This window comes from Bordetella sp. MIP270_01_BMS (assembly GCF_054958705.1).
The window spans coordinates 4,549,274-4,568,001 of record NZ_CM143297.1 but is presented as its reverse complement, the minus strand read 5'-3'; the positions used below and the strand labels follow the sequence as shown (position 1 = coordinate 4,568,001).

The window sequence follows — 18,728 nt, the reverse complement described above, 5'->3', positions numbered from 1 at the left end:
CGCCAGCGAAAAAGTTAGAATCTTTCTTCTCAGACGCGGGGTGGAGCAGTCTGGCAGCTCGTCGGGCTCATAACCCGAAGGTCGTAGGTTCAAATCCTGCCCCCGCAACCAGGTTTACCTAAGGCCCGGCACCTCGCCGGGCCTTTTTGCTGCGCGTCGCATTCTGCGCCAGCGCCCGCGTACGCACGGCCGCCCGCCCCAGCGTAGGGACAGGAGCAAGCAGAGACGCGGACTTGCAAAATGTTCACAGTGTTCCTGCATGCGCGGCACCGGGGCCAGGCTCAGCCGCAGGCAGCCTGAACCCGTACAATGCCGCGCGTATCAGTGCGCAGCGCCGCCAAGACGGCAAATGCTTTAAAAAAATGAACCTGAACCGCCTGGCGCCAGGCACAGGGCGAAGATGCGAATTACCCCTTCTTGCCCCCTGGACAACAACCGCGCCCACTCTGGAAACCTGCCAGAGTAGCGTTGCGGCGACGCTGAGTCGACGATTCTTAGACGTATGGGACGACCATGCCGCCCCCATGAACGGCCGGCGCAAAGGCGGCCTGCCAACCTGCACAACAACGACTTCGACGCACGGCGGGAACCGCCAAACGGCCCAGCTAGCCTGAAGGCCCGCCGCGACGCAAAGCCACAACGGTGTTGTTTGCGCCCCGCCTCAGCGACATGGCACATGGCCTTGCCGCGATAGCTGCCGGTGGGGCAGCGCTGGTTGGGACGACGTTGGTCTTCATGAAGACAGTCGTTTGATTATACCCACAATACCCCTGCCCACAAAGCATCGCGGCGCAGGAGCGTGACAATAGCGGCCTAGACGACGGCATCCCAAGGGGCGGCTGCGAACCGTTCTGCAAGAAAATCGAGCATCGCACGCAACACCGGCGACATCTGGCGTCGCGACGCATACACCCCATAAATACCCAGTTCTTCGGGAAGCGCATTCGGCAGCAGCGCAACCAGCCGGCCGGCGGCCACCTCGGCCACCAGGTAGGAGGGCAACAGGGCGATCCCGCTGCCTTGTGCCGCGGTGCGCGCCAGCAGCATGACATCGTTGGCGGTGATATTGCCCCTGACCGGCACGTCTACCCAGGCGCCTTCCCGCTGAAAGCGCCACAGACTGGTGCCGTAGTGGGAGTGTGTCAGGCAATTGTGCTTGGTGAGGTCCTCGGGGCGCGCGGGCGCGCCGTGCGTGTCCAGGTAGGCGGGCGCAGCGCAGAGAACGGACCGGCAAGGCGCCAGTTTTCGGGCAATCAGATTCGGATCAAGTTCATTGGTAATGCGCACGGCCAGGTCGACGCGCTCTTCGACGAGATTGACGATGCGATCCACAAGCTGGAGATGGACCGAGACCCCGGGGTACCGCGCGACGAAATCGGCGACGGCGCCGCCCATCTGTGACACGCCAAAAGACAGGCTGACCGTGATCCTCAGTTCGCCTCGGGGCTCGGCATCGGGCGCCACCACGGCCTGATGCATGTCGCCCACCAGTTCCAGCATGGAACGGCAGCGCGGCAAGGCGTCCGCGCCGGCCGGCGTGAGGCTGAGGCGCCGGGTAGTACGGTGCAGCAGGCGCGCGCCTATCCAGGCTTCGAGCTCGGCCAGATAACGCGACACCATTGCACGCGACATGTCGAGATGCTGCGCGGCTGCGGAAAGACTGCCGCGATCGACGACCTCGACGAACACCTGCATGGCTTTCAGGCGGTCCATGACTGTCTCTTTTTCTGGCAGCGGTGCAGGTTTTATACCGTATTTCGCAGGGCAGCGACGGATCAGGTCGACGAATCAGTCGGCTGGCGCAAGGCTTGCCGCAACGCGGCCTCGAACGTCGCGGGGTCGAGATCGCGCACGATACACACCAGGCGCGATTGCCGATCACCGTCCGGCCAGCCGGGCAACGGGTCGGGCGGGTATAAGTCGCGGTGCACGCCATGTACCACCGATGGCGCAGCTTCTCCGGCAAACGCGACCACCCCCTTGATGCGCAACAGAGCCTGGTGATGCACCTGCTGCACCTGTGCCATACCGGTAATGAAGGCGGCGCGCGTGACGGGCGCAACCAGATCCACGACCACCTGCCGGATATGGGGATGCCGGGTTCCACCCGGGCCATGGCCGTGCGCAGCAAATCCGCTGCCCCAGGCGCCCGTTGCAACCCGGGCGGGCAGCCGTGCGCCCTGCAGCAGGCGCGCGTCGAGCGGCACGTCGGGGCGCTGCACACACAGCTCGACGTCCGGATGCACATGATGGACGGCCGCCAAAGCGCCGGCCAGCGCATCGTCTTCTACCAGATCAGACTTGGCACATACGACCAAGTCAGCCAAAGCGACCTGCTGTGCAGCCTCGGGCTGCGCGAGCAACTGCGTGGCCACATGCCGAGCATCCACCACCGTGATGGTGCCGTGGTGAACATAGCGTTCCGCCAGGAACCGCTCGTGGCGCAGCGTGAAGAGAATGGCAGCCGGCGTGGCCAGGCCCGTGGTCTCGATGATCACCCGGCGAAACGGCCTGATCTGCCGTCGCAGCGCCATCATGAAGAGATCCCGCAACGCGACCACGAGGTCGCCGTTCACCGTGCAGCAGATGCAACCCCCTTCCAGCAATACGATACGGTCATCCGCCCCCCTGACCAGATGGTGGTCGACCCCTACCGCGCCATACTCATTGATGATGACCGCGGCATCGGCGTAAGCGGTTTCGCGGACGAGGCGGTTCAACAAGGTGGTCTTGCCGCTGCCGAGAAAGCCGGTCAGCACCGTGACACCGATGCGGTGGTCGGTGGCGGAATCGGAGGGGCGCTCGGGCTCGGACATGGATGGGGAAGAGATGGCCCAAAGGCATGCAGGCAGGTGGCCGGGGCAAGGTACGAAAGTTGCGTAGCCACTATAAAGGTTTGGAATCCATTGTATCGATCATGGAACATCACGACGGAGCGCATATGGCCTTGCACCACGCCCAATCCGGCGAACTGATGGATATCAGCCCCCTGGGGGCGGCAATAAAAAACACGCCATCGCGCGCACTCGTCCGCGCGGATCAGCTGGAAATCCTGCGCCTGAATCTGCAGGCGGGCGAATCGCTGCCGCCGCACGACATCGAGCGCAGCGCCATCACCTTGCAGTGCCTGGAAGGTGTTGTGGAACTGTACGCGCACGGAAAGGTGCAGCAGCTCGCGCCCGGCATGCTGATGTATCTGGCGGCCGGCGTGGAACACAGCGTGACGGCATTGCAGGACTGTTCGTTGCTGGTGACTTTATTCCTGGACCGAACCTGAGCGTTGCGGATGATTCCTGCCCGCGATGCGAAGTGGGAGTAGCTTTCCATTGACCATGGAGTCGGATCGTGACGGCGAACGCCGGAATCCGGGCCGACGAAATGCAGGCGTGGGTTTCAAGCACGGTTGACGCGGCACGCGGCGCGGAGGAGAAGGTATACTGTATATATATACAGTATTTCATGCCATGCCCGCCTGCACCATTCATCGCACCCATCAATACGGGCGCCAGCTCGAAGATCGAGACTGGGTGCCGATTCCCGGGCCCATCACGATGTATTCGATATATCGCGAGAACATGCGACGGTACGTGCGTTGTTTTCGTGTCATGCGCATGAACGCGGGCGCGACGCTGCCCTCGCCCATTCCAGATTTGATGGATGTGGAGTTGCTGACGTTTTCAACCGACCGGGCGATGATGGTGCGCGGATTCGAAGAAATAGGTGGGGTGCGGTACTACCAGGGCTGGTACATCACCTGGGAACGCTGATGCGTGCCCCCGGCAGAACAAGCTCGGCGCAGGAAATCGAGTACCGGGCGTGATCATATGCGCCCCCACGCGAGGACATGCTGGCGCACAGCGCCCTGACACAGAGCGTTTACGATGTGGCGCGATCGCACGATGGCGCCTGTGCAGGATCGATCTGCTGACGATTGCCTGATGCATCACGACTGCCATCTGACATCGGGCCATCGGACCTAGAAAAGAAAAAACCGCCGGTGAAGGCGGTTTCAACTTTTCCTTAGCATTGTTGGCTCCCCGAGCAGGGCTCGAACCTGCGACCTGCGGATTAACAGTCCGTCGCTCTACCGACTGAGCTATCGGGGATCTGCAACTGCGCTAAAGAAGCGAGATTATGACGCAACTTTTTTTTCTATGCAAGTCGACCTGAGTTTGGCATTTTGATCGCCCTGCCTTTGCTCACCCATATGCGTGCGAAGAATTTCTCTGATATGATCTCGGTCTTTCGGCGCGGCGCGTTTGGCGCGCAACGCAATGCAGAAGGCGCCTCGCGCGCATGAAGCAAGCCGGCATAGCTCAGTTGGTAGAGCAGCGCATTCGTAATGCGAAGGTCGGGGGTTCGACTCCTCTTGCCGGCACCAGATACGTTAAAAGGGCAGCCATCGGGCTGCCCTTTTCTTTTGGCTTTTCTTCCCTCTTTGCCGCCACCGCATTCTCTTGAAATGGCGGGCGAGGCGCCCTGCCCCGTTTTATTCGGCGTCGGGCTGCTTCTCGGGTTCAGCGAGCTCGAAGGCCGGCAATGCGCGGCATTCTGCGTCGATGCGCAATACGTTGGGCATCGACGACAAGTCGCAATCGAAACGGCGCGCGTTGTACACCTGAGGCACCAGGCACAGGTCGGCCAGCCCCGGCGTGTCGCCATGGCAAAAACGGCCGGAGGCCGGGGAGCCGGCCAACATGGTTTCGACCGATTGCAGCCCCAGGCTGACCCAATGCCGATACCAGTCGTTCTTGGCATCTTCGCTGACCTGCAAAGTGCGCTTCAGGTACTTGAGCACTCTCAGGTTGTTCAAAGGATGCGTGTCACATGCAATGACCTGGGCAATGGCGCGGACCCTGGCCCGGGCGGCCGGGTCGTCCGGCAACAGCGCGGGCTGCGGGTGCATTTCGTCCAGGTATTCAATGATGGCCAGCGACTGGCTGATGGTGACATCGCCATCGACCAGGGTGGGCACCAAGGCCGACGGATTCAGCGCCCGATAATCATCGGAAAGCTGTTGCCCGCCATCTTTCAGCAGATGCACACCCAGGTATTCGTACGGCAACCCCTTGATGTTGAGGGCGATGCGCACCCGGTAGGCGGCCGAGCTGCGGAAATAGCTGTACAACTGCATGGGGTCTCCTTGGGGTGGCGCAAACACTAACGCGGCGCAACGGCGTCCGGCGCGGGCTTGCGGGCAAGCCCCTTGGGCAACGGGAAGGCAACGTTTTCTTCCAGCCCCGGCATGGTCCGGACAGAGACGGCGCCGAGTTCCTTGAGGCGTTGCACGACCTGTTGCACCAGGACTTCGGGGGCCGACGCACCCGCGGTGATACCAATGCGCTGGCGGCCCACCAGCCAGGACGGATCGATGGCATGTGCGCCGTCGATCAGATGAGCTTCGGTTCCAATGCGCTCTGCCACTTCGCGCAGGCGGTTGGAATTCGAGCTGTTGGGACTGCCGACGACCAGGACCAGGTCGCATTCGGGCGCCAGCAGCTTGACCGCATCCTGGCGATTTTGCGTGGCGTAGCAGATGTCGCTTTTCTTGGGCTCGACAATGCCGGGGAAACGCGCGCGCAAAGCGGCGGACACCGCCGCGGCGTCATCGACCGACAGGGTGGTTTGCGTCACGAAGGCCAGGTTGCCGGGGTCGGAGACTTGCAATGCCGCGACGTCTTCGACGGTTTCGACCAGGTACATGCCGCCTTGTGCCTGCCCCAGCGTGCCTTCGACTTCGGGATGGCCCTTGTGGCCGATCATGATTATTTCGCGTCCGGCCGCGCGCATGCGAGCCACTTCGATGTGTACTTTGGTGACCAGCGGACACGTGGCGTCGAACACCTGCAGGCTGCGGGCCTCCGCTTCCTGGCGCACCGCCTTGGACACGCCATGGGCGGAGAACACTACGATGGCGCCGGCCGGGGCCTGGTCGAGTTCGTCGATGAAGATCGCACCCTTGGTGCGCAGGTCTTCGACGACATAGCGGTTATGAACGATTTCATGGCGCACATAAATGGGCGCCCCATGAAGCTCAAGGGCCCGCTCGACGATGTCGATGGCCCGATCGACGCCGGCACAGAAACCGCGAGGCTGGGCAAGCACGACTTCGGCATCGGCCGAGGTGACCGGATGGTTCATTAGAGGACTCCCAGGATATGAACATCGAGGCGCAGCGCAGTGCCTGCCATGGGATGGTTGAAATCAAACAGCGCAAAATCGGGTTCGATCTGCTTGAGCACGCCGGAATAGCGAGCGCCGTTGGGCGCGGTGAACTCGACCAGGTCGCCCGGCTCGAAAGTGGCATCGGGGCCGGCGTGCTCGGCCAGCATGGTGCGCGTGACCTTCTGGATGAGTTCGGGGTTGCGGTCGCCGTAAGCCTGCGCCGGTTCTAGCGTGACACTGAAACGTTCGCCTTCGGAGCGCCCCAGCAGGGCAGCTTCGAGACCGGGTGCCCATTGCCCCTGCCCCATCTGCAGAGTACCCGGACGGCCACCGAAGGTATCGGCAAAGACCGTATCCTGGGCGGGGCCTGATGCCAGCACGATGCGGTAGTGCAGGGTCAGGTAGGAATCGGCGCGGACGGAAGGAACGGCCTGTTCGGCGGCGGTGCTGCTCAAGGGGATCACCGTTTGAAATAGTGGCGTAAACCCTGATTTTAGAACGTCCGGGCAAATAGAGCTCCGGCGGCGCCCCCCGGAGGCGCGTACGCAGTACTGCGAATGGACAAAACCGTTCACCTCAACGCCGCAATGCGAGCCCACGCGCCATAGTGGCTGCATGCCATTTGCTGCCTCGCGCCATGCCCCTGCCTTACGACCTGCCGCTGCACGAACGCCCCCGCGAACGCCTGCTCAGACTGGGCCCGCCTTCGTTGCGCGACGCCGAACTGCTGGCCCTGGCGTTGCGCACCGGAACGCGCGGCCGCTCCGCGGTCGAGATGGGCGACGTGTTGCTGCAACGCTATGGCGGGCTGCGCGGCCTGCTGGGGGCTTCGCCCCAGGAACTGATGTCCCAGCCCGGGCTGGGCGCGGCCAAGGCGAGTGCGCTCGCCGCGGTGCTGGAGTTGGCGCGCCGGGCCGCCGAAGAGCGCCTGATGCGCCAGCACAATCTGGCGGATCCGCACTCGGTGAAGGCCTACTTCAGAACGGCGCTGTCGCATCATGCCGTCGAACACTGCGTCGCGTTGTACCTGGATAACCAGCTCAACCTGATCGGCAGCGGGGAACTGGCCCGGGGCACATTGGCTCAGGCATCGGTGTACCCGCGCGAAGTCGTGCGCGAAGCCCTGCGCCACCACGCGGCTGCCCTGATACTGGCGCACAACCATCCCTCGGGATCCGCGCAACCCAGCCAGGCCGACCGCGAGTTCAACAAGCGCATGAAGCAGGCGCTGGCGCTGGTGGATATCCGGCTGGTCGATCATCTGATCGTGGCCGGCGACACAACGGTTTCCATGGCAGAACTCGGTATGCTCTGAGCAGCGAAGGCAACACTGCGCAATGCTCCGCAAGCCACAGTGCCGGCAAAGATCCAGGGACGCCACGGGGGCATTCCCCGCCGCCGGTGCCTGCAGCGCGCCGGTCGCAATTTCGTTAGACTGGAAGTTCAACCCTGAACCAATGCATGGCCGCGAACCGATGAAGCGCCTGTGGGATATTTCTCCGCCAGTTTCGACGACGTCACCGGTATTCCCGGGTGACACGCCCTACCAGCAGAACTGGACGTGGTCCCTGACGCCGGATTGCCCCGTCAACGTCAGTGAAATCCGCCTGTCGCCGCATGTCGGCGCGCACGCCGACGCGCCCCTGCACTACTGCAATGGTGCCGAACCCATCGGCGCCGTGTCGCTGGAACCTTATCTAGGCCCTTGCCGGGTCATTCACGCCCTGGATTGCGGCCCGCTGATCCTGCCGGAGCACTTGCAGCACGCCGCCACGCACCTGCCGCCCCGTGTACTGGTACGCACCGCCCGTCATGCCGCGCTGCAATGGTGGACCGATGATTTCGCTGCCTATGCTCCCCACACCATCGATTGGCTGGCCGACCGCGGAGTGATGCTGATAGGCCTGGATACGCCCAGCATCGACCCGGCTGCCAGCAAGACCCTGGACAGCCATCACGTCATCCTGCGGCGCGACATGCGCGTACTGGAAAACCTGCTGCTCGACGAGGTCGCCGAAGGCGATTACGAGCTCATCGCCCTGCCATTGGCACTGGCCCAGGCCGATGCCAGCCCGGTACGCGCTGTTTTGCGCGAGCTAGACTGACTTCACGACACCAAGGGCCGTGGCACCCACCTCGGCACGGCCCGCCATAGGGAAGCATTCGATGAACACCCCCGAGCGCCCCGAAGACATCGTGCGCAATGAGCAGGCGCAGCTGGACTACGCCAGGGACATGACCTACGGCGACTATCTGCACCTGGACGAATTGCTCGGCGCGCAACATCCGCTATCGCCCGAGCACAACGAATTGCTCTTCATCGTGCAGCACCAGACCAGCGAACTCTGGATGAAGCTCATGCTGCACGAACTACGTGCCGCCATTTCCAACGTGTCGCAAGACCGGTTGCCGCCAGCTTTCAAAATGCTGGCGCGCGTGAGCAAGATCATGGACCAACTGGTGCATGCATGGGATGTGCTGGCCACCATGACGCCCCCCGAATATTCAGCCTTGCGGCCTTACCTGGCCCGCTCAAGCGGTTTTCAGAGCTTTCAATACCGGCAGATAGAATTCTTGCTGGGCAACAAGAACGCGGCGATGCTGAAGCCCCACTCGCATCGGCCCGAGTTGCTGGCAGAGGTGCGAGCCACCTTCGAAGCGCCGTCGCTGTATGACGAGTCCTTGCGATTGCTCGCTCGCGCCGGATTGGCCGTGCCGGCGAGCCACCTGCAGCGCGACTGGACACAACCCTATAAACCCGACCCGGCCGTCGAAGCTGCCTGGCTGACGGTCTATCGCGAACCTGACCGCTACTGGGACCTGTACCAATTGGGCGAAAAGCTGACCGACCTGGAAGATGCTTTCCGCCTGTGGCGTTTCCGCCACGTCACGACCGTGGAGCGCATCATCGGATTCAAGCGCGGCACCGGCGGCACCTCTGGCGTCGCCTATCTGCGCAAGATGCTGGACGTGGTGCTGTTCCCCGAGATCTGGGCGCTGCGTACGGATCTCTAGCCGCGCCGCACCGTTCCGGGCCCGCCGGAGCCGGGCCGGGAACGGTCGCAGGCAGCTGTGCGGGCCGCGCTTGAACGCAGGCCAATGCGAGAAAATCATGCTAGAATGCGGGGTTACTTCCTGGATACGTGGCTGTCGGATGCCTTCAACATGAGGCACGTCCGCTCGGCTGGCGACCCGCAAACATCCGGCCAGACCGGAAGAACCGGAATTCATCATGAAAGAAGGCATTCACCCCGAATACCGCGAAGTGGTGTTCATGGACGTGCAAACGGGCAACAAGTTCGTGACGCGCTCCACCATCCAGACCCGCGAAACCGTTGAAATCGACGGCAAGACCTATCCGTTGTTCAAGTGCGATGTGACGTCTGAATCGCACCCCTTCTACACCGGTGCGCAAACCCGCATCGTCGAGACCGGCCGCGTCGAGAAATTCCGCGCCCGTTTCGCCCGCACTGCCGGCACGGTCAAGGCCGCGTCGTAAACTGCACCTCACCTAGGCGCAGGAAAAAGCAGCCCTAGGGCTGCTTTTTTTTCCGCGCCCATCTGTACCCTCCCCATTTTTGGGCCACCGGCCCGAGCCTGCTCGGTTACATTAGCCTTCGTGTCTCCTATTTCGCGCTCAACCCCGGCCCGGCTGACCATTTCGGCCACCGCCAAATTGCCCCGTCTGGTGCTGCTGGGGCTCTCGCTGGCCTATATTCTGGCCGGCCTGTTCATGCGCGATCCGTGGAAGACCGACGACGCCGTCGGCCTGGCCACGATGATCACCGCTCTGCGCGAAGGAGGCAGCACCTGGCTGCTGCCGCAGGTGGGCCAGCTTGCCTACGCAGAAGAAGGGCCGCTCATCACATGGGCGGGCGCGGTCTGCATGTGGCTGTTCGGCCCTTGGATCGGGGACATTTCGGCGGGACGCCTGCCGAATCTGCTTTGGTTCGGCATTGCCACCGTGAGCGTGTGGTACGGCACCTATCTTCTGGGCCGCCGTGCCGAGGCCCAGCCCCTGGCCTTGCCGTTCGGCGGTGAACCTTCTGCGCGCGATTACGGCCGCATGCTGGCCGACGCGGCGCTGCTGTTGCTGCTGGCCACGGTGGGCATCCTGCAGCGCACCCACGAAACCTCGGTGGTACCTGCCATCATGGCATGGCAGGCGCTCGCATTCTATTCACTGGCCCGCACGCTGGATCGTCCGGCCTCTGGCGCGATCACCCTGGGTTTCGCGCTGGCGGCCAGCTTTCTGACGCGCGGCTGGGTGGGCGCGCTGCCCATCATTCTGGCTGCGGTGCTGGCCTTCCATCCGCGCAGCGTATTGTGGGCGCAACGCCGCTGGCTCCCGCTTGCGCTTGGCGTCGCGGCGGTGCTGATGCTTGCGTGGTGGATTCCGGCCTCGCAAGGCAGTGAATACTGGACGAGCAACTGGAAGACCTGGAATGCTGCGTCGTTCGCGTGGCCCAGTCTTGCGGACACCGGCCGCACCCTGCGCGACCTGCCCTGGTATCTATGGCCGACATGGCCGCTGGCAGTGCTGGCCCTGTGGCGCTGGCGCGATTGGTTGTATGCGCCCCATATCTGGCTGCCCCTGTCGCTGGCATTGTTCGCCGCCTCAGTGCTTTTCTTTCTTGAGGAACCTGCCGACTCGGAATTCATTCTGCTGGCGGTGCCCTGCTCGATTCTCGCGGCATTCTCGCTGCCTACGCTGCGGCGCGGCGTGGTCAACACGCTCGATTGGTTCGCGGTGATGTGTTTTTCACTGACCGTGGCGACAGCGTGGCTGGGCTGGGTGGCGCTGCATTTTGGCTGGCCGGCGCAGATTTCCCGCAATATTGCCCGCCAGACCGCTGGCTATGAGCCCGCTATTTCCTGGATCGCATTCGCATTGGCCGCGGCGGTGACCGCAGCCTGGATTGTGCTGGTGGTGTGGCGCCTGCGCTCGCATCCGGCTGCCTTGTGGCGCGGCACCGTGCTGTCGGCGAGCGGCCTGACCGCCACCTGGATACTGCTGGTGCTGTTGTGGCAACCGGCCGTGGACTACGCACGCAGCTATCGAGATGTGTCGGGCGAGCTGTCGGCGGCGCTGGCGAAGCATCGTCAGCCTGGCGAGTGCGTGCGGGGGCTGAGCGTGGGCAGCGGCCAGCGCGCGTCGCTGCTGATCTTCGACAACCTGACCCTGAGCTACGACTCGAAGTGCCCGCTGGTGTTGCAGCAGACCACCCGCGAGCGGCTGCGCAACGACGAGGCCGCGTACAGTGAAGGGGCCGAGGAACTATGGCGCGGCGGCCGCCGCGCCGACCGTCACGAAGTTTTCCGACTGTTGCGCGTTTCGCCCGTGCAATGACCGCAACCTTGTCGACTGCTGGCGGGGTGAGCACCGCGATGCGGGGAATCGTGCGGCAGGCCTGGCCCGTGCTCATCAGCCAATGGGCCGGCATCGCGTTTGGCGTGCTGGACACCGCCATGACCGGGCATGCCAGCGCGGCGGACCTGGCGGCAATGTCGCTGTCCATGTCCGTCTATATCACCATATTCGTCGGATTGATGGGGGTGGTGCACGCCCTGATCCCGATTCTGGCACAGCATTTCGGCGCAGGCCGCCTGGCTGAGGTGGGCCGGACATGGGGCCAGGGAGTGTGGATGGCGCTCGGGCTGGCCGTGCTGGGCGCCGTGCTGATGATGTTTCCCGACCTGTGGCTGTCACTGTCGGGCGACGTGGCGCCGGAAGTCCGCGCGCGGGTCACGGGCTATCTGCGTGCGTTGGCGCTGGCTCTGCCCGCGGCGCTAGTGTTTCGCACTATCTATGCGCTGGGCACGGCAGTGTCACGGCCCAAGGTCGTCATGACCATCAACCTGGCGGGGGTCGGGTTGAAGGCCTTCTTCAACTGGGTGCTGATCTACGGCCATTTCGGGCTGCCCGCGATGGGCGCCACGGGGGCCGGACTGGCCACCGCGATCGTGTCCTGGCTGGGCCTCATGGTGGGCTTGTGGTTCATTACGCATGATCGCTATTTCCGCCGCTTCAATCTGACGCTGGGCCGGCCCGCCTGGCCGGCGCAACGAGAACTGCTGCGCCTGGGCATCCCGATGGGCGGTTCGTACCTGGTGGAAGTCTCGGCTTTTACCTTCATGGCACTGCTGGTGGCGCGCGAAGGGACTTACGTCAGTGGCGGACATCAGATCATGTCGAACCTGGCGGCCTTGTGCTACATGATGCCCATGGCGCTGGGCGTGGCCACGGCATCGCTGACTGCGCAGGCCATCGGCGCGGGCCAGCCGCTGGTGGCCCACCGCACTGGTCTGGCCGGAATGGCGCTAGGCGTGCTGGGCGCCTTGCTGACGGCGGCGGGCTTGCTGGCCGGGCGCGACCTGATCCTGGCGGCTTACACCGATGATCCGCAGGTAGCGGTAGTGGCCGGCGGCTTGCTGGCCATGATTCCGCTGTTTCATTTGTGCGACTCGATGCAATGCATCAATTCGTACGTGCTGCGCGCGTACAAGGTAGCTGTGGTACCCCTGCTGCTGCAGATCGTGGCGTTGGCCGGCGTGGGCCTGCTGGGAGGCTGGTGGCTGGGCTTCGGGCCGGGACGCGGCGGACTGGACTGGCTGCGCCGCATCGTGATTCCGGATTCGCCGCTGGGCGCAGGCACGATGTGGCTGATGGCGATGATCGGGCTTGCTCTGTCCACCGTGCTGCTGCACATCTGGTACTGGAAAATCGTGCACGACTACCGGGCGCGCGCACGCGGATGAGTGGCGGCGGTGCCTGAATCGGGCGCCGTATCGGAAGCATTCGAATCGGCATTGGGCTGCGTGGCCGCGCTGCGCGAGGCAGCATCGCGATCACGCGACAACTCCCGGGATACGCGCGGGTCCGCGGAATCGCGCTGATTCGCGTAGGACGGGCCGCTGGCCAGCCCCAGGCACAGTGCCGATGTGGACAGAAATGCGGCGATACGGGCGGGTGTGGTCATAGGGTGCTCCTGAAACAAGCCGGGCGGACTGCCCGGCTTTATTGGAGAGCCAGTCGGCGGTAAGGTTCATGTCCGCCGGAAAGTTTTGCGCGCGCTAACGGATGGTCATGATTCGCGGTCGACGTGCATGCGCCCGGGGCCTTCATGGTTCCACGCAGGCGTGCGTGTGTCGCAGGCGCTCACGATCGCGGTTGCGACGCATGCGCCGAGGGCTTTCATGATTTCACGCAGGCATGCGTGAGCCGGCGGGCTCAGGCCTGGAAGATGAGCAGCAGCACCGTAGCAAACAACATGGCGGCGAAGCAGGCGCGAAGCTTGCGTTCAGGCAGGCGATAAGCCAACCGCACGCCCATGGGCACGAACAGCAGGCTGCCTGCGGCCAAGGGAAGCCCTATTCCCCAATCGGCCTGGCCGTCCCAGCTGTACGTGACCAGCGCCACCATGGATCCGGGAATCACCATGGTCAGTGCCAGCGCCTGGGCGGTGGTCTGGGGCAGCCTGAATACCGACGTGAGAATCGGCACCGCCATGACGGCGCCCCCTACCCCGAAAAATCCGCCCAGCGTGCCGCTGGCTACGCCGAGCAGGGCCGCGCGCCCCCGCGTGAATGCGGGCGCGGGCCGTCCGGGCGCGGCGCGATGCCTAGCGTCGGCGCGCGGCCGACGGGCGAGTCTGTAGACGTAATAAACGGCCACGAAGAACAGGAAGACCGCAAAGCTCAGCCTCAAGGTGCCAGACGGGATGCCCAGCGCCAATCGCGCCCCCACCCAGGTGAAAAGTACGGCGCCCACGGCGCCTGCCAGGGCCACGGGCCGGTCGATGCGGGATTGCTGGTTGTACTTGCGCACGGCCATCATGATGGTGGGCAGGACCATGATCAGGGCCGTGCCCTGCGCGAGCTGCTGCGGCATGTCGAGCAGCAGCACCAGGGACGGGATGGCGATCATGCCGCCGCCGATGCCCAGGACGCCGCCCAGGAAGCCGATCAAGGCGCCACAGGCCAGGCATATGGCCGCGAGGATCCAAAGGCTCATGCCGGGTTCTTTTGAAGCGATGTCATGGTGCAGCGGGGCGGGTCGGCCGGGCTAGGCGGAACGCAGCTTTTCCAGCGCCGCATCCAAGCGGTCGACTGCCCAGATCTCGAGACCTTCGATGGGCTGGCGAGGCGCGTTGGCCTTGGGTATGAGCGCCACGTTGAAGCCCAGCTTAGCCGCTTCACGCAGACGTTCCTGGCCACGCGGCGCAGGCCGGATTTCCCCGGCCAGGCCGACTTCTCCAAATGCCACCAGGCCACGCGGCAGCGGCCGATCGCGCAATGACGACATGATGGCAAGCAGCACCGGAAGGTCGGCCGCGGGCTCGGTGATTCGTACGCCGCCCACCGCGTTGACGAAGACATCCTGGTCATAGGTGGACACGCCGGCATGCCGGTGCAGCACGGCCAGCAGCATTGCCAGCCGGTTGCCTTCCAGCCCCACCGTGAGGCGCTTGGGATTGGGGGAATGCGAGCCGTCGACCAGCGCCTGTATCTCGACCAGCAAGGGGCGCGTGCCCTCTTGAGTGGCCATCACGCAGGAGCCGGGCACCTGGTGTTCGTGCTGGGACAGGAACAGTGCCGAGGGATTGGCCACCCCTCGCAGCCCGCGATCGGTCATGGCGAACACGCCAAGTTCGTTCACGGCCCCGAAACGGTTCTTGAACGCGCGCACCAGCCGAAACGATGAATGTGTATCGCCTTCGAAATACAACACGGTATCGACAATGTGCTCGAGAACGCGCGGCCCGGCCAGCGCGCCGTCTTTGGTGACGTGGCCGATCATGACGATGGCGATGCCGGTCTGCTTGGCCAGGCGAGTGAGCTGGGCAGCGCACTCGCGCACTTGCGAAACCGAACCCGGCGCGGCGGTAAGTTCACCGCTGTACAGCGTCTGGATGGAATCGATCACCGCCACAGCGGGCTGCTGCTCCGACACCGCCGCCTGGATGGCTTCGAGCCGGATTTCGGCCAGCAGATTGACGCTGCCCGTCTGCAGGCCCAGCCGGCGGGCACGCAGCGCGACCTGCTCGGCGGACTCTTCGCCGGTGACGTAGAGCACGCGGCTATGCGCCGACATGGTGGCAAGCGCCTGCAGCAACAGGGTGGATTTGCCGATGCCGGGGTCTCCACCAATAAGCACCACGGCGCCGGCCACCAGCCCCCCGCCCAGCACGCGGTCGAATTCATCCAGACCGGTAGGCTGGCGCGGCGTTTCGCGGGCTTCGATGTCGGCCAGACTGCGCACCGGGCTTGAACTGGCCAACGGCGCATATCGGTGCGCGGCCGCCGCCGGCCCGCCAGCCTCGATGGTTTCTTCCAGGGTGTTCCAGGCGGAGCAATGCGGGCATTTGCCCTGCCATTTGGGGCTGGTGCCGCCGCATTCGGCACAGACATAGACGGTTCGAGGCTTGGCCATGGCGCAAGTTTACCGGCAACGGCGCAGGGTCCAAGCGGACCTCGCGCAAGTGCGCCACGGATACCTTTGCTTGCAACATTTCGGGCCACGTTCAACCCCATTCGGCGGTGCCGTGCGTTTCACCGTAAAAGCCCCTTCTGGAAGGAACCCGAGATGAACGCTCACAATGCACCTGTACGCCTGCTGTGCACGGCCCTGTCCGCCGCGCTGCTATCCGCCTGCACCCCGGCGCCCCCCGAATCACTGGCAAATCATGCGCCGGCAGTCGAGCGCGCTGCCGCCCCTAACCCGCCGCCCCCTCCGAGGCCACATTCGGCCATGGCCGCTCACGAGCTGGTCAGGCTTGCCCCCACGGCGCAGCGCGCCAGCGCCCCGATGTGGCCGGGACGGGCCGACCGCGCGCCAGCCCCGCAATGGGTGGACCGAGAAAACTACGCCCGCTATCGCGACAATGCGGTGGTGGCGGCGCAGGAGCAGCCCGTGTCCACGTTCAGTGTGGATGTCGACACGGGTTCGTACAGCAACGTGCGTCGCATGCTCAATGAAGGACGCCTGCCGCCCGCGGATGCGGTGCGCGCTGAAGAATTTCTCAACTATTTCGACTATGGCTATGCCACGCCCGCATCGCGGGCGAGGCCGTTCCAGATCCACACCGAACTTGCGGCGGCACCGTGGAACCCAGGGCGCCAACTGCTGAAGATCGGAATCCAGGGATACGAGGTGGCGCCGGCCGACATCCCGGCGGCCAATCTGGTGTTCCTGATCGATACGTCCGGCTCGATGGCCGACCGCGACAAGCTGCCGCTGCTCAAAGGCGCGCTGAAGCAGCTGGTCGCGCAATTGCGGCCCCAGGACCGAGTCGCTATCGTCACGTACGCCGGGCAGGCAAGCACGACTCTGGACTCCACGCCGGGAGACCAGCACGCGCGCATTCTTGCCGCCATCGACGCACTGCAGGCCGCCGGGTCTACCAATGGCGCGGCGGGACTCGAACTGGCATACGCGCAGGCGGCCCAGGGCTTTGTCAAGAATGGCGTCAATCGCATCCTGCTGGCCAGCGACGGTGACTTCAACGTCGGCGCTACGGATCTCGAGACACTGAAAGCGCGCATCGCCACGCACAGGCAAGGGGGCATCGCGCTGACCACTCTGGGAGTGGGCGGTGGCAATTTCAACGATGCCCTCGCCGTGCAATTGGCCGACGCGGGCAATGGCAGCTACCACTACCTGGACAGCCTGCGCGAGGCGCGCCGAGTGCTGGCCGATGAAATGTCGTCGACCTTGTTGACGATCGCCCGCGACGTAAAGGTACAGGTGGAATTCAACCCCGCCACGGTGGCGGAGTACCGCCTGATCGGCTATGAAAAGCGTGCCCTCGCGCGAGGATTTCAATAACGACCGGGTTGACGCCGGAGAGATCGGCGCCGGAGCGACGGTGACGGCGCTGTACGAAATCACGCCCGTGGGCGCAGCGGCCACGCGGCTGGATCCGCTGCGCTATAACCGGACCCCACGCGCCACGGGGACCGCGGGCGATGAACTCGCCTTGGTGCGCGTACGATATAAATTGCCGGATGCCGACACCAGCGACCTGGTTGAACAAGTCGTCCGGCGCCCCGACGAGGCGCCCGCAGGTTCGGTGGGGATGCGAAGGGCGGCGGCGGCGGCGGCGTTCGCGCAGTGGCTGCGCGGGGGCAAATACCTGGACGGCTACACGCCGGCACAGATCGCGCTTCTGGCCCGCGAGGCGCGCGGGGATGATCCGCACGGGCTGAACGCCGAACTGGCGGCGCTGGTCGAGCTGGCCGCGGGTTTGGGCACGCCGGCCACGCAATGAACATCGCGGCCAGCTGCGCGCCCGCCACTGCCATCGGCACAGGCAGGTGCGCCCGGGCGCCCGAACGGATACACTCGGCCGCCATGGACATACCGGGCGCCGACGACGAAACCCTGATGCAGGCCTACGGCGCCGGCAACCTGGCTGCCTTCGATGCCCTGTATGCGCGGCACCGCGCCGGCCTGTATCGCTACATATTGCGCAGCGTGCGCAACACGCACCAGGCCGACGATATCTTCCAGGAAACCTGGAGCCGCGTGATCGATGCCCGAGTCCGGTGGCAACCCCGCGCAAAATTCACCACCTGGCTGCTGCAGATCGCGCATAATCTGATCATCGATGCCCATCGCCGCCAACCCGCTGCAGCCAGCCCCCAGGAAGCCGAGTCAGCACTGGCGTCTCTGGCCACGGCCGCGCATGAGCAGCCAGATCAGCAGGTGTCGGAATTCCAGACCCGCCGACGCCTGCAACTGGCGATTGAAAGGCTACCTGACGACCAGCGCCATGCCATACTGCTGCGGCTGGAACACGACCTGAGTCTGGAAGAAATCGCCGACGTGACCGGCACATCGCGCGAAACGGTTAAATCGCGGCTGCGCTATGCCACGCAGCACATCCGCAAGGCCCTGAGCCCATGACGGCCCATCCCCGCCCCCCCCACGACGAAGTCGATGACCTGGACCTGAGGGCCCTTTATCGCACCCTGCCGCAATCGGAGCCCGGCCCCGAGTTGGATGCAGCGGTGCGCCAGGCAGCCGCACGTGCGACGGATCTCGACCGGAAAGCGCAGCGGCAGCGGCGGCTCTGGCACCCTGGTTGGGGCGTGGCAGCCTCTATCGTCCTGACCGCATGCCTGTTTCTGGTGACGGATTTCGAACAAGCCCAGGTCGCCAGCATGAGCGAGGCGCCGCCCGCCATTGCGCAGGCCCCTGCCCCGCCTGCGCCGCCCCCGGCTGCCGCTGCGCCGGCCCGACCCGATGCGGCGGCCGCGCTGCAGCGCTATGCGCCGGCGCGACAAGCCGAACGATCGGAACGTGCGGCCCCGGCGCCCGTGCCCGAGGCGCTCCGGGCAGACCGCGCGAGCCCTGCTGCCGGCGCACTATCGATGAGCCAGGCTGCGCGGGCCGTGGGGCGCACGGATATCGACGCGCGCATCAAGCAGATACGTGTGCTGCTCGAGAAGGGTGAGCGCGACGCCGCCATGCGTGCCTTGCACACGCTGCGCCGCGATGCGCCAGCAGTGCAGCTGCCGCCCGACCTTCAGCAGTTGCTGCCCGCCAGCGCTGACTAGCC

General features: G+C 64.7%; 18 protein-coding genes, 3 tRNA genes and 1 pseudogene. 13 read left to right on the top strand and 9 right to left on the bottom strand.

Features of this window, described 5'->3' with window-relative positions; genetic code table 11:
- Positions 1-34 precede the first annotated feature (34 nt).
- Positions 35-111: transfer RNA gene (locus ACV17W_RS21450), tRNA-Met, on the top strand.
- Positions 112-813: 702 nt separating this feature from the next.
- On the opposite strand, the gene ACV17W_RS21445 is transcribed toward ACV17W_RS21450, so the two are convergent.
- Positions 814-1,713, bottom strand: coding sequence for a LysR family transcriptional regulator (locus ACV17W_RS21445; protein ID WP_462594393.1), 900 nt, complete (start codon positions 1,711-1,713; stop codon positions 814-816).
- 62 nt (positions 1,714-1,775) lie between these two features.
- Complete coding sequence (locus ACV17W_RS21440) at positions 1,776-2,816, bottom strand: CobW family GTP-binding protein (protein ID WP_462594392.1); 1,041 nt, start codon at positions 2,814-2,816, stop codon at positions 1,776-1,778.
- Positions 2,817-2,917: 101 nt separating this feature from the next.
- Between ACV17W_RS21440 and ACV17W_RS21435 the strand changes: the two genes are divergently transcribed.
- Positions 2,918-3,277: a cupin domain-containing protein gene (locus ACV17W_RS21435; RefSeq protein WP_462594391.1), complete on the top strand. Its 360-nt coding sequence runs from the start codon at positions 2,918-2,920 to the stop codon at positions 3,275-3,277.
- 187 nt (positions 3,278-3,464) lie between these two features.
- Positions 3,465-3,767, top strand: a complete 303-nt coding sequence (locus ACV17W_RS21430) for a hypothetical protein (protein ID WP_462594390.1) — start codon at positions 3,465-3,467, stop codon at positions 3,765-3,767.
- A gap of 263 nt (positions 3,768-4,030) precedes the next feature.
- On the opposite strand, the gene ACV17W_RS21425 is transcribed toward ACV17W_RS21430, so the two are convergent.
- Positions 4,031-4,106 (bottom strand) — tRNA-Asn (locus tag ACV17W_RS21425).
- A 199-nt stretch (positions 4,107-4,305) separates the two neighbouring features.
- Between ACV17W_RS21425 and ACV17W_RS21420 the strand changes: the two genes are divergently transcribed.
- Positions 4,306-4,381, top strand: a tRNA-Thr gene (locus ACV17W_RS21420).
- A 108-nt stretch (positions 4,382-4,489) separates the two neighbouring features.
- Here the strand turns inward: ACV17W_RS21420 and maiA are convergent.
- From maiA to ACV17W_RS21405, 3 genes are read right to left on the bottom strand one after another with little or no spacing between them, the layout of a single operon-like run.
- A complete protein-coding gene (gene maiA / locus ACV17W_RS21415; RefSeq protein WP_462594389.1) occupies positions 4,490-5,134 on the bottom strand; it encodes a maleylacetoacetate isomerase in 645 nt (214 codons plus the stop codon).
- A 26-nt stretch (positions 5,135-5,160) separates the two neighbouring features.
- Positions 5,161-6,141: a 4-hydroxy-3-methylbut-2-enyl diphosphate reductase gene (gene ispH, locus ACV17W_RS21410; RefSeq protein ID WP_462594388.1), complete on the bottom strand. Its 981-nt coding sequence runs from the start codon at positions 6,139-6,141 to the stop codon at positions 5,161-5,163.
- On the bottom strand, positions 6,141-6,620 hold the full coding sequence (locus ACV17W_RS21405; protein WP_462594387.1) for an FKBP-type peptidyl-prolyl cis-trans isomerase: 480 nt from the start codon (positions 6,618-6,620) through the stop codon (positions 6,141-6,143). The genes ispH and ACV17W_RS21405 overlap by 1 nt, the downstream gene beginning before the upstream one ends.
- Before the next feature lie 182 nt (positions 6,621-6,802).
- On the opposite strand from ACV17W_RS21405, the gene radC reads away from it, so the two are divergent.
- From radC to ACV17W_RS21375, 6 genes are all read left to right on the top strand, one after another.
- Complete coding sequence (gene radC / locus ACV17W_RS21400; RefSeq protein WP_462594386.1) at positions 6,803-7,480, top strand: RadC family protein; 678 nt, start codon at positions 6,803-6,805, stop codon at positions 7,478-7,480.
- 160 nt (positions 7,481-7,640) lie between these two features.
- On the top strand, positions 7,641-8,270 hold the full coding sequence (kynB, locus tag ACV17W_RS21395) for an arylformamidase (protein WP_462594385.1): 630 nt from the start codon (positions 7,641-7,643) through the stop codon (positions 8,268-8,270).
- Positions 8,271-8,331: 61 nt separating this feature from the next.
- The gene (gene kynA / locus ACV17W_RS21390) at positions 8,332-9,180 is read left to right on the top strand and encodes a tryptophan 2,3-dioxygenase (protein WP_462594384.1); all 849 of its coding nucleotides are present in this window, start codon (positions 8,332-8,334) and stop codon (positions 9,178-9,180) included.
- Between the two features lie 217 nt (positions 9,181-9,397).
- The gene (locus ACV17W_RS21385) at positions 9,398-9,664 is read left to right on the top strand and encodes a type B 50S ribosomal protein L31 (protein WP_462594383.1); all 267 of its coding nucleotides are present in this window, start codon (positions 9,398-9,400) and stop codon (positions 9,662-9,664) included.
- Positions 9,665-9,784: 120 nt separating this feature from the next.
- Positions 9,785-11,515, top strand: a complete 1,731-nt coding sequence (locus ACV17W_RS21380) for an ArnT family glycosyltransferase (protein WP_462594382.1) — start codon at positions 9,785-9,787, stop codon at positions 11,513-11,515.
- Positions 11,512-12,924 carry an MATE family efflux transporter gene (locus ACV17W_RS21375; RefSeq protein ID WP_462594381.1) on the top strand — a complete coding sequence of 471 codons (1,413 nt, stop codon included), beginning with the start codon at positions 11,512-11,514 and terminating at the stop codon, positions 12,922-12,924. Before ACV17W_RS21380 ends, ACV17W_RS21375 begins: the two co-directional genes overlap by 4 nt.
- Here the strand turns inward: ACV17W_RS21375 and ACV17W_RS21370 are convergent.
- The 3 genes from ACV17W_RS21370 to radA form a co-directional block, all read right to left on the bottom strand.
- Entirely contained in the window at positions 12,900-13,145 is a 246-nt protein-coding gene (locus tag ACV17W_RS21370; protein ID WP_462594380.1) for a hypothetical protein, read from the bottom strand. The two genes, ACV17W_RS21375 and ACV17W_RS21370, sit on opposite strands and share 25 nt — an antisense overlap.
- A 251-nt stretch (positions 13,146-13,396) precedes the next feature.
- Positions 13,397-14,179: a sulfite exporter TauE/SafE family protein gene (locus ACV17W_RS21365; RefSeq protein ID WP_462594379.1), complete on the bottom strand. Its 783-nt coding sequence runs from the start codon at positions 14,177-14,179 to the stop codon at positions 13,397-13,399.
- Between the two features lie 51 nt (positions 14,180-14,230).
- Entirely contained in the window at positions 14,231-15,598 is a 1,368-nt protein-coding gene (gene radA / locus ACV17W_RS21360) for a DNA repair protein RadA (protein WP_462594378.1), read from the bottom strand.
- 153 nt (positions 15,599-15,751) lie between these two features.
- Here radA and ACV17W_RS21355 point away from each other — a divergent pair.
- From ACV17W_RS21355 to ACV17W_RS21345, 3 genes and pseudogenes are all read left to right on the top strand, one after another.
- Positions 15,752-17,435 (top strand): annotated as a pseudogene (locus ACV17W_RS21355) (vWA domain-containing protein).
- A gap of 83 nt (positions 17,436-17,518) precedes the next feature.
- Positions 17,519-18,073: an RNA polymerase sigma factor gene (locus tag ACV17W_RS21350; RefSeq protein ID WP_462594377.1), complete on the top strand. Its 555-nt coding sequence runs from the start codon at positions 17,519-17,521 to the stop codon at positions 18,071-18,073.
- On the top strand, positions 18,070-18,726 hold the full coding sequence (locus ACV17W_RS21345; protein WP_462594376.1) for a hypothetical protein: 657 nt from the start codon (positions 18,070-18,072) through the stop codon (positions 18,724-18,726). The genes ACV17W_RS21350 and ACV17W_RS21345 overlap by 4 nt, the downstream gene beginning before the upstream one ends.
- Positions 18,727-18,728 lie beyond the last annotated feature (2 nt).

Coding starts and splice junctions, on each gene's coding strand:
- kynA (WP_462594384.1), top strand. CDS start 8,332: ATGAACACCCCCGAGCGCCCCGAAGACATCGTGCGCAATGAGCAGGCG.
- ACV17W_RS21370 (WP_462594380.1), bottom strand. CDS start 13,145: ATGACCACACCCGCCCGTATCGCCGCATTTCTGTCCACATCGGCACTG.
- ispH (WP_462594388.1), bottom strand. CDS start 6,141: ATGAACCATCCGGTCACCTCGGCCGATGCCGAAGTCGTGCTTGCCCAG.
- ACV17W_RS21350 (WP_462594377.1), top strand. CDS start 17,519: ATGGACATACCGGGCGCCGACGACGAAACCCTGATGCAGGCCTACGGC.
- maiA (WP_462594389.1), bottom strand. CDS start 5,134: ATGCAGTTGTACAGCTATTTCCGCAGCTCGGCCGCCTACCGGGTGCGC.
- ACV17W_RS21365 (WP_462594379.1), bottom strand. CDS start 14,179: ATGAGCCTTTGGATCCTCGCGGCCATATGCCTGGCCTGTGGCGCCTTG.
- ACV17W_RS21385 (WP_462594383.1), top strand. CDS start 9,398: ATGAAAGAAGGCATTCACCCCGAATACCGCGAAGTGGTGTTCATGGAC.
- ACV17W_RS21430 (WP_462594390.1), top strand. CDS start 3,465: ATGCCCGCCTGCACCATTCATCGCACCCATCAATACGGGCGCCAGCTC.
- ACV17W_RS21375 (WP_462594381.1), top strand. CDS start 11,512: ATGACCGCAACCTTGTCGACTGCTGGCGGGGTGAGCACCGCGATGCGG.
- ACV17W_RS21440 (WP_462594392.1), bottom strand. CDS start 2,816: ATGTCCGAGCCCGAGCGCCCCTCCGATTCCGCCACCGACCACCGCATC.
- kynB (WP_462594385.1), top strand. CDS start 7,641: ATGAAGCGCCTGTGGGATATTTCTCCGCCAGTTTCGACGACGTCACCG.
- ACV17W_RS21435 (WP_462594391.1), top strand. CDS start 2,918: ATGGAACATCACGACGGAGCGCATATGGCCTTGCACCACGCCCAATCC.
- radA (WP_462594378.1), bottom strand. CDS start 15,598: ATGGCCAAGCCTCGAACCGTCTATGTCTGTGCCGAATGCGGCGGCACC.
- ACV17W_RS21445 (WP_462594393.1), bottom strand. CDS start 1,713: ATGGACCGCCTGAAAGCCATGCAGGTGTTCGTCGAGGTCGTCGATCGC.
- radC (WP_462594386.1), top strand. CDS start 6,803: ATGCCCCTGCCTTACGACCTGCCGCTGCACGAACGCCCCCGCGAACGC.
- ACV17W_RS21345 (WP_462594376.1), top strand. CDS start 18,070: ATGACGGCCCATCCCCGCCCCCCCCACGACGAAGTCGATGACCTGGAC.